Raw genomic sequence first — 8,277 nt, 5'->3', positions numbered from 1 at the left:
TGGGCCATCGCATCAACGCCTCGACGAAGATGGGATTGAGCTTCCTCTTCGCTGAGGGCTGGTTGGAGTTCGGGGATTCGGTCGAGGACGTCGATCCAGCGGCTATCGGTTGGGCCGGGGATGACGGCGGGAGGAAGTGTGACGCTACCTCGTTCAGCGGGCGCGCGTTGTGGTCGAGCGGGCTTTCTTGGTTCACGCCCTTGAAATCGCGTGCCTGTGGCCCCGGCCATTGCGCCGCTTGACCTGGAAGCGGCACATCCCCCTTGCTGCCACGCATGTTCGGCCCCGCCTTCTCCGGGTCCGATGCCTTCGGACTTGACCAGCGCTTGGCGGTCTCGACAGCCTGCCCGGTCAGGAGCAATTCGTCCGACCGGTCGCCACCCCGGGTTAGGCGCGATCCGTCCGTCACTGCAACAGACGGCGCTTCCCAGTTCTCCGCCGCGCCCTGCAAGGTTGGATACACGGTGCCGTTCCGATCGCGCTCCCATCCACCCGTCGCGGTCTTCGCGGACGGCCATGATGAACAGTCGCTCGCGCCGCATGGTGTTGCCGGTCTCGGCCGAGCTGAATATTCCTGCCGCAACGCGGTAACCCAGCCCTTCCAGTGACGGGACGATAGCTGCAAGCTGTCCGTCCGCGTTCCCCGGGACGTTCTCGCGGAAGATAAGATCAGGCCGGCACTCTGCGGCGATCCGGCAGACTTCGGGCGCGAGGAAGCGCTGGCCATCGGCTCCGGCGCGTTGTCCAGCGACGGAGTTGTCTTGGCAGGGGTCTCCCGAAGCGAGGATATGAACAAGGTCACGCCATGGTTTGCCGTCGAAAGTGAGCATGTCAGACCAGACAGGCGCTGGATGAAGCCACCCTGCGTCCATCGACGCGACCAGGCTCGCGGCGGCTGCGGCCTCCCTCTCCACATAGCAGATGCCCACGCCAGTTTCTTGGCGATGGTGGAGGGCGAGCAGGATGCCAAGTTCAAGGCCTCCGACCCCTGCGCACAGGGAGAGGATGTTGCGGGTACGTAGAGCCACACGTCAGGCCCCCGCGTTCGCGTAGATCGCTTCGCGGCGCGGCTGGCCCTCGGGCGTCACCGGCGACAGGATGCCGTGCTCGCCGCACCCGCGCCCGACGGCGCCGGTGTTCTCGCGGTTAACGAAGTCCTGCCAATGCACCCAGCCATGCTCGCAGGCGAAGCCCCACTCGCGGACTTTGGGCCCGGTGACGAACAGCGAGATCGCCCGCTCGCCCGGGATCACCTCAAGCCGGTGCAGCGCCGTTGCGGGGCGCTGCACGACATCGCCGGCCTTGCGCACGAAGCTGCCCTCGGGCGTGTGCTCGATGTAGCTTCCGGCGATCAGAAAGCTCTGATTTGGCCAGGGGTGATCATGAAAGGCGCGATCCTCATCGCTCTTGAGCACGACGTGGAGGTAGACGTTCAGATACTCGTTGCGGGGCAGAACCCACCAACGCAGCAGCTGACGATCGCCAATCACGAAATCGGGCTCACGCTGCATGACGCCCTCGGCCCATGCCTGCATGTCGGAAAGAGTGGCGTAGTCCATCAGGCAACCTTTCGCGCGCGGATGCTAAAACGGGCCTGCTGAACGTCCTCAATGGCGCGTGCGCCGATCTCTTCCGCGATGCGGTCGAGCCAGTACTCAGCTTCCCCGATGTCGCCGCGGCGCAGGGCTGCGCTCATCTCCCAGAGTGGCCGCCGACCCCCTGTCAAATCGCCAAGATCTACGAAGTCCTTGAACTCATCACGAGCGGCGACTGCCGCTTCGTTGCGCTCATCATCGATTACCGTGTCAAGACCATCGACATCATCGATGTCGAAGCCGACTTCATTCTTGCAGCTGGTGCAAAGAATGCTGAAGGGCTGCTTTGCCATAGGTTCCTCCCTAGATTCGCATGGGCATGAGGCCGCAGATGGCCCCATCGGGCACGGCGCGGCGGATCAGTGCGAGTTGGTTGAAGGCGGCCTGATGGATCTCGACGGTGTCGCCGCCGATCGCTTCCAGCGCGCCCGCCAGATAGTTGTAGTCGAAGGCGGTCCGGAAACCGTCCTCGCAGTTCGCGGGCACATGCTCGCTGGCCTCGCCGTTGCTGCGCCGCGCGACCTGCAGTTCCAGTTCGCCTGCATGAGCATCCACGAGGATTTCGCGGGTTTTGTCGAGACCGACGATCTCAATGCGGCGCAGAGCGCGGCGGGCGGCATCGGGGTCGACCAGGATCGGGTTATCAAACCCTGCATGGATTACGCGACGGTAGTCGGGAAACTGGCCATCGATCAGCATGCCGGTCAGGGTGATGTTGCCTACGACCATCCGGATCTTGGCGCTGTCCCAGGCAAGATGCAGGGTATCGGCATCGACGGCGATGCGCGCCATTTCCTTGGCCATCCCGGTCGGGATCGTCACGGCAGGCGCATCGGCAGGCCATGGCGTGTCGGAAATGATGCTGGCAAATGCGTCGCCGGTCGTGGAGGTCAGGCGCATCGTAGCGCCGTCGTCGTCCCGCTCAGGATCGATGTGGATGCCGCAAATGTAATGCCTCGTGGCCTCCCTGCAAATCGACCAGGACAGACGCGCAACAATGGATGCCAGCACTTTGCCCGACATCGTGGCGCCGCCGTTGCTTTCGATCTCGAAAGGCATTTCCGGAAACGTGGCGGCAGGAAGTGTAGGCAGCGTCCAGCGCGATCGCCCCGCTTTGGCGATGACGTCGTGATCCTTGAGTGCCAGGACGATCTGCGCACCTGACTCGGCGGCGCTCGCCAATGCCGCCATCTTGCGTGCATTGACCGTGGTCAACAAATCGCCACCCGTGACAAGGGGCACAAGCTGCCGATACTCGATCTCGGAATTGCTGGTGATGATCTCCAGCTGCTCACCGACCGCGCGCAGGCGCACGTTGGAGAGAATGGGGATGGTGTCACGCGCCTCCACAATCCCGGCGGCGGACTTCATGGCGCGGGACAGAACGCCGGCTTCGATGGTGACGGACATGCAGTGATCCTTGCGGGCGGGTTCAGGCCTCGGCGGGCCGGCTGGCGACCACCTCGCGCGCCTTGCGCGTGACGCGCTGCACGAGGTTGATACGGTCTTCGATGGGTGGGAGGCGCGCGCTGCCGGTAAGGCCGAACCAGATGCGGCCGATGTCCTCGGCGATGCTGGTGGCCTCGGCGTCGGTCAGGACGGTGGCGCGGGTCATTCGCCCTGCTCCCGATCGTGGCGGGCACCGGCCAACACGAGCAGCGCGGCGGTCGCGCCGATCACAAACACGCCGGTCAGGATCAGCAGAGGCGCGACCCAGGGCGATGTGATGAAGGCGAAGACATCGGGATCGCGCTCGAACATGCGGGCAACGGCATCATTGGCGCGCCACAGCAGGGCGAGAAAAGCCAGCGTGCCGCCGACGATGCCGAAGAACGGCGCGGCGTTGCGCAGCGCGCTCACCGTGCGATGCCCCAGGCGACCAGCTGCTGCTCGGCACGCCGGCGGGCGTAATCCATGAAGGCGGCGCGCTGGGACGACTGGTCCGCGTCAAGCGCGTCCAGGAAGTTGATCAGCAAGGCCCCGGCGGCGTTGATGTCGACGAACGTGACGTCGGAGCCGCAGTGGTGCTGCGTTACGGTGCGAGGGTGTGATGCGGTTGGCATCGTGATCTCCACGAGGGCGGTGTGCCCGGATGGAGATAAATTACGATTACCGTAACCACCCTGTCAATACGTTTTTCGTAATTTCTTATGCTTCAGATCGTAATTAAGGATTCGGCCTTGTGACCTCGTTCTTCGTATGTTCCAATTAGGGTGCAAGTGGAGTCGAGCAGGCGAGCGTATGCGGCGAGGTTTTCGAGTTGAGCTATTTGGAAGGCCGATGGGGCCAGTCCGCGACAACATCGACGAAGCGCAGCAAGATGCGGCGCGCCTGAAGCTCGGGTCCTTTGACGAAGACGGCCGATTCTACCTCGACGTTGGCGCCGAGCTAAAGGCGACCCCGGTAGCCGAAGTACGGGCAGCGTAGTTATTGCATCCGGCGCAGGTGCTGTGAGCCGATCAGCACCGACACGACGCGACCCACGATGCTGACGGGCTCTGAGCCGAGCGCAATTTCCTTATGCGAAGGATCACTCGACAGCGGAGCCAATCTTGCGGGATCCTGAAGGAACCTCTTGAAGGTGAACTCTCCGCCTTGATTTAGAACGTAAAGATCGCCTGAGAACAATTGCTTATCGCTGGGATCAACAATTACGTCGCATCCTAGCGGCGCAATCTTGTTCATGCTCTCCCCGTCGACTTCGAGAGCGAACACCCCGGTTGGAAGATCAGCCGGCACTTCAATACTGCCGTTCGAATCGGCCAGCGCTTCGCGCAGGTCGCCAGCCGGTACCATGCCGATACGTGCGATCCGACGCACTGACGCATCAGGGCCCTCGTCGAGACCGAAGTAGCGGGTGAGGATAGGCATCTCGCGCTGCTGCACTTTGCGCTCGCCTTTGAGCATCTCGGTTATGCGCGCCGGCGCAATCCCCAGCTCCTCAGCAATCTCCTTCTGCTTGACCTTCCCTGAGGTCACCCAGCGGCGCATCTCAGCTAGAATCTCGTCGTGTGTCACCATGAAGCGACATTGCGAAGTTCGTAATCCGGCGTCGATGACGGACTTCGTAAATCCGCTTGCGTCATAATTACGGTTATCGTAATTTACCGACATGCAGACTGTCCCCCTCATTCTTGAAGAACTTGGCGGCGTGACCTTTGTCGCCAATGAGACCGGCATACCGCTCACGACGGTTCACAGCTGGAAGAGGGCGAATTTCGTCCCTCGTTGGCGCGTCCAGCCGCTGGTGGATCTTGCCGAGAAGCTTGGCAAACCCATCACGGCGGATTGCTTCCCGGAGCGACGCGCTGACGCACAAGGCGCAGCAGCATGAGCACGCGGTTCACCTTCGCTGCATGCGGCGAAGTTGCGTGTGAATATGGAGCCAGCCGGGGAGGTGCCGCCTGATGGGCCTGCACCAACTGCTGCGCCAGGATGAGATCATCCTTGCCGAGCTGACCGCGATTGCGGCGGCTGGCGAACGCTGCCCAGCGAATACCGAGCTGGCCAAGAAGATCAGCGCCCGGGGTAGCTTCACCGTCTCGCGCATCTTCGAAAAGCTGGAAAAGCGCGGCCTGATCGAGGTCGAGCGCCGCAATGCCGCACGGCGCATCCGGATAGTGGCCACCGGCGATCAAACCGCACCGGTCACCGGCAAGCTGTACCATGATCGCGATATGTCTCAGTTCGCCGCCAAGCAGGCGCAGGCCCGCGCCGCGCTGAAGCGTCCACTGCCGCCCCTGCCCGAAATTACCGAAGCCCCCGACTCGCCTCGCGACCCCTGCTTCCGCTGCGGCGTGCGCGGGGATGTCGGCTGCAAGCACCGCAAGATCATATCCGGCCCGCACTCGGCGGCTGGATCGCCCGCCGCTGTTGCCCTCCCTGCGGCGGCGGGCGTGTCTGTTTCCCCTGTTCATGGAGCCATGTATGCCCAATGACGGCAACACAGTCCTGAGCGTTCCTGTTGCACTGCATCAGACTTCTTACCGCAATGCGGTAGCCGCGATCATCAACGCCTTGAAGGCTGAGTGCGGCGAGAGCGATCAGGATATCGCCGACCGCCTTGGTACGTCAGCCACGACGATCAACAACGCCAGCAATAAACGCGGCGACCTGAACGCCGTCACCCTGCTGCGGATCGGCAAGGAATACGGGCTGCATCGGCTGGGCCCGGTGATGGGCCTGATCGGCGGCAAGGCCGCGCCGGTATCTGCCATCTGCACGTCCGATGCCGACCTGCCGATCGGTGCGGCCCGCGGTCAGCTGTTCCTGGCCAAGGCTCTTAACGATCAGCGGATCGATGACGACGAGATCCTTCTGGGCGGCGAGGATATCGAGGCCGCCTATCAGACGTTCGGCAACCTCAAGTGGCGCCTGGACGGCGCTCGCGCGCGGAGGGCTTCGTAATGCCCCGCCCCAACCCACGCATGGATGAGTTCGCCGATTTACTGGCCGAGGACCTGACCATCGCGGAAATCACCCGGCGCATGGGCATATCCCGTGATGTGGCGAATGGGATGCTTCGCTCCATCCGCACGAAGCTGGGTCCCCAGGCGGTATGAGCGTGTCATCCACCAGGCTATGCTGCTGCGGCAAGCCGCTCGCCCGGCGCAACCTCTCCGGCAAATGCGGCGCGTGCTACAATGCCGCGCGTCAGCAGGCGCAGGTTTCGATGGACGAACGGATCGCCCAGGCCATCATCACCAAGCGCCCCTATGGGGAGATCGCGCGCGAATTCGGCTGCCCGATCTCGCGGATCAAGGCCGCCGCCTATCGACGCACGGCTCCCGAAGCCGCCCGGTTCAGCATGGCTGCCATCGTGAAGGCCTGCTCCGACGTCACGCGCATCCCAGCCGCCGACATCCGGGGTAAATCCCGCCGCCTCCACCATATCCGGGCCCGGATGATCCTTTATGTGCTGGCGCTGGGGGCAGGGCATTCCTCGGTTGCCGTCGGGCGTTTTGCAGGCGGCAAGGATCACACGACCGTTCTGAGTGGCCGGGACAAGGCCAATGACCTTGCGAAGGAAGATCCCGCCCTCGCCACGAACATCGCAGCCGCGCGCAAACGGCTGTTGACGCTGGCGAAGCTTGAGAAGCGATCCGACACGCTGCGTGGGCCGGTGCGCACCCGGCTGGTCAAACCACGCAACAACTTCGTGGCAGTCGACCAGCTCGACGAGGATGAAGGGCACCGCTTTGCTAACCGCATCGCCGCCGGTTCTCACAAGCTGCTGGTCGCGATCCAGGCCTATCAGGCGGGTGCTGCATGACGATCCCTGATGTTGATCAGCCCCAACGGGCATGGATGCCGCCAGAGCCGAGCCTGGAGCAGCACAACGAGATCGTGACTTGCTGCGAGCGGCGGTTCCTGCGTGCTGATGAGAAGCTGGCCGCTGCCGCGACGGAGCACAACGACTCCCATGCGGCCCTATGCGCCGCTCGTGCTGCCCGGGCTGCATTCGTGGCCGCCAATCCAGATCCGCAACTGGGCATTCCGTTCTTCGGGGATGGCGAATGAAGGCGATCGTTATGCCCTTTCCGCCATCGTCGCTTTCGGGACATGCAAACGGCCACTGGCGCGGAAAAGCAGCTGAGACCCGCCGATGGCGCGATGAAGCCTGGGCTGCCGCACTAGAGGCTGGCGCGCGCAAAGCGCGGCTGGCGGATGGCGACATTGTTTTGTGCGTCCGCTTTGTACCGCCAAATCGTCGCAGTGACCGGGCCAACTTTCCGAATCGCATGAAACCGATCTTCGACGGCATTGCCGACGCCTTGAAGATCAATGATCGGCGGTTCCTGCCGACCTACGACTTCGCCGAGCCGGAGATGCCTGGGCGCGTCGAGATCACAGTCAGCGAGCAAGCATGAAGGTCTCAGATCTCATGGTCGCTATGAGCGAGGCTGGCGCGCCGATGGCGGCGATCCTGATTGCCGTACGTGCCCTCGAGGAGCGGGACGCACAGATTGCTGAGCGCGACGCCGAGCGAGCCGGAAAACGGGCGAAGGATGCTGCCCGCAAGAAGGAGGAGCGAGACGCGGCGCGTCGGCTGGCTTCAAATGTCCACGGACAGTCCATGGACAATCCTGCGACAATCCAAGGACCGTCCGTGGACTGTCCGAGCGATGTCCAGATCGATCCCTCCCTTTCCCTCCTCCCCAATGAAAATAAATCTAACCCCACCACCCATACCCACCCGGATCTAGATATTCCGCCCGCGCGTAAGGCTCACCGCTTCCCAGCGGATTTCCCGTGCCCTGAGTGGGCCGAGGCCGACGTGTGGGCCGACCTGCTGAAAAACCGCAGGACCAAGGATCTGACCAACACCGCGACGGCTCATCGCAAGTTCGTTCGGGCGGTCGAGGGAATGGTCGACGACGAATGGCCGCCTGGCCGCCTGCTGGAAGCCATCGTCGCCCTCGGCTGGGGCGGAGCCTACGATCCACGAGAGACCCGCAATGAACGACCTCCCCGACTATCCCAGCCACGCACAGTCCGTCAGAGAGCTTCTGCCTGCGATCATGTCGTTGACCATCGCGACGGGTTCGAGCGAACTCTCGACGATAGCATCTACGGAACCGGCGCCGCGGCTATCGGATGAGGAGCTGGCCGTTGCGCTTGTCGCCAGCAAGGCGCCGCTGCCGGCACTGGCTCTGCCCGATGATCAGTTCCTGGCGAAATG

Annotated in this window: 16 protein-coding genes and 1 pseudogene; 8 read left to right on the top strand and 9 right to left on the bottom strand. The window is 63.3% G+C overall.

Translation table 11 applies throughout. The features are described from left to right. The 9 genes and pseudogenes from ACHWRX_RS05840 to ACHWRX_RS05800 form a co-directional block, all read right to left on the bottom strand. A partial coding sequence (locus tag ACHWRX_RS05840; protein WP_394658454.1) for a hypothetical protein occupies positions 1-451 on the bottom strand: 451 nt, incomplete at its 3' end. Between the two features lie 55 nt (positions 452-506). Next, positions 507-1,028, bottom strand: a pseudogene (locus ACHWRX_RS05835) (DNA cytosine methyltransferase); the annotation flags it as partial. 3 nt (positions 1,029-1,031) lie between these two features. Then, positions 1,032-1,559, bottom strand: a complete 528-nt coding sequence (locus ACHWRX_RS05830) for a hypothetical protein (protein ID WP_394658453.1) — start codon at positions 1,557-1,559, stop codon at positions 1,032-1,034. Continuing rightward, positions 1,559-1,888 (bottom strand): hypothetical protein, encoded by a 330-nt coding sequence (locus tag ACHWRX_RS05825; RefSeq protein ID WP_394658452.1) that lies wholly within the window; start codon positions 1,886-1,888, stop codon positions 1,559-1,561. The genes ACHWRX_RS05830 and ACHWRX_RS05825 overlap by 1 nt, the downstream gene beginning before the upstream one ends. Positions 1,889-1,898: 10 nt before the next feature. Then, positions 1,899-3,005: a DNA polymerase III subunit beta gene (gene dnaN, locus ACHWRX_RS05820; protein WP_394658451.1), complete on the bottom strand. Its 1,107-nt coding sequence runs from the start codon at positions 3,003-3,005 to the stop codon at positions 1,899-1,901. A 22-nt stretch (positions 3,006-3,027) separates the two neighbouring features. Then, complete coding sequence (locus ACHWRX_RS05815) at positions 3,028-3,210, bottom strand: hypothetical protein (protein ID WP_394658450.1); 183 nt, start codon at positions 3,208-3,210, stop codon at positions 3,028-3,030. Then, positions 3,207-3,455 carry a hypothetical protein gene (locus ACHWRX_RS05810; RefSeq protein WP_394658449.1) on the bottom strand — a complete coding sequence of 83 codons (249 nt, stop codon included), beginning with the start codon at positions 3,453-3,455 and terminating at the stop codon, positions 3,207-3,209. Before ACHWRX_RS05810 ends, ACHWRX_RS05815 begins: the two co-directional genes overlap by 4 nt. Next, positions 3,452-3,658, bottom strand: coding sequence for a hypothetical protein (locus ACHWRX_RS05805; RefSeq protein ID WP_394658448.1), 207 nt, complete (start codon positions 3,656-3,658; stop codon positions 3,452-3,454). Before ACHWRX_RS05805 ends, ACHWRX_RS05810 begins: the two co-directional genes overlap by 4 nt. A 364-nt stretch (positions 3,659-4,022) precedes the next feature. Further along, the gene (locus ACHWRX_RS05800; protein ID WP_394658447.1) at positions 4,023-4,709 is read right to left on the bottom strand and encodes a LexA family protein; all 687 of its coding nucleotides are present in this window, start codon (positions 4,707-4,709) and stop codon (positions 4,023-4,025) included. On the opposite strand from ACHWRX_RS05800, the gene ACHWRX_RS05795 reads away from it, so the two are divergent. From ACHWRX_RS05795 to ACHWRX_RS05760, 8 genes are all read left to right on the top strand, one after another. Continuing rightward, positions 4,708-4,929 carry a carph-isopro domain-containing protein gene (locus ACHWRX_RS05795; protein ID WP_394658446.1) on the top strand — a complete coding sequence of 74 codons (222 nt, stop codon included), beginning with the start codon at positions 4,708-4,710 and terminating at the stop codon, positions 4,927-4,929. The genes ACHWRX_RS05800 and ACHWRX_RS05795 overlap by 2 nt on opposite strands. Before the next feature lie 73 nt (positions 4,930-5,002). After that, on the top strand, positions 5,003-5,533 hold the full coding sequence (locus tag ACHWRX_RS05790) for a hypothetical protein (protein ID WP_394658445.1): 531 nt from the start codon (positions 5,003-5,005) through the stop codon (positions 5,531-5,533). Continuing rightward, entirely contained in the window at positions 5,523-6,002 is a 480-nt protein-coding gene (locus ACHWRX_RS05785) for a hypothetical protein (protein WP_394658444.1), read from the top strand. The genes ACHWRX_RS05790 and ACHWRX_RS05785 overlap by 11 nt, the downstream gene beginning before the upstream one ends. 20 nt (positions 6,003-6,022) lie before the next feature. Beyond that, positions 6,023-6,157, top strand: a complete 135-nt coding sequence (locus ACHWRX_RS05780; RefSeq protein WP_394658443.1) for a hypothetical protein — start codon at positions 6,023-6,025, stop codon at positions 6,155-6,157. 2 nt (positions 6,158-6,159) lie between these two features. After that, complete coding sequence (locus tag ACHWRX_RS05775) at positions 6,160-6,867, top strand: helix-turn-helix domain-containing protein (protein ID WP_394658442.1); 708 nt, start codon at positions 6,160-6,162, stop codon at positions 6,865-6,867. Next, a complete protein-coding gene (locus ACHWRX_RS05770; RefSeq protein WP_394658441.1) occupies positions 6,864-7,115 on the top strand; it encodes a hypothetical protein in 252 nt (83 codons plus the stop codon). Before ACHWRX_RS05775 ends, ACHWRX_RS05770 begins: the two co-directional genes overlap by 4 nt. Beyond that, positions 7,112-7,465, top strand: a complete 354-nt coding sequence (locus tag ACHWRX_RS05765; RefSeq protein WP_394658440.1) for a hypothetical protein — start codon at positions 7,112-7,114, stop codon at positions 7,463-7,465. The genes ACHWRX_RS05770 and ACHWRX_RS05765 overlap by 4 nt, the downstream gene beginning before the upstream one ends. After that, positions 7,462-8,196 (top strand): hypothetical protein, encoded by a 735-nt coding sequence (locus ACHWRX_RS05760; protein ID WP_394658439.1) that lies wholly within the window; start codon positions 7,462-7,464, stop codon positions 8,194-8,196. Before ACHWRX_RS05765 ends, ACHWRX_RS05760 begins: the two co-directional genes overlap by 4 nt. Positions 8,197-8,277 lie beyond the last annotated feature (81 nt).

This window comes from uncultured Novosphingobium sp., assembly GCF_964277725.1.
GTDB classification, from domain to species: Bacteria; Pseudomonadota; Alphaproteobacteria; order Sphingomonadales; family Sphingomonadaceae; genus Novosphingobium; species Novosphingobium fluoreni.
The sequence above is the reverse complement of the archived record's forward strand: the minus strand, read 5'-3'. Positions and strand labels throughout refer to the sequence as shown.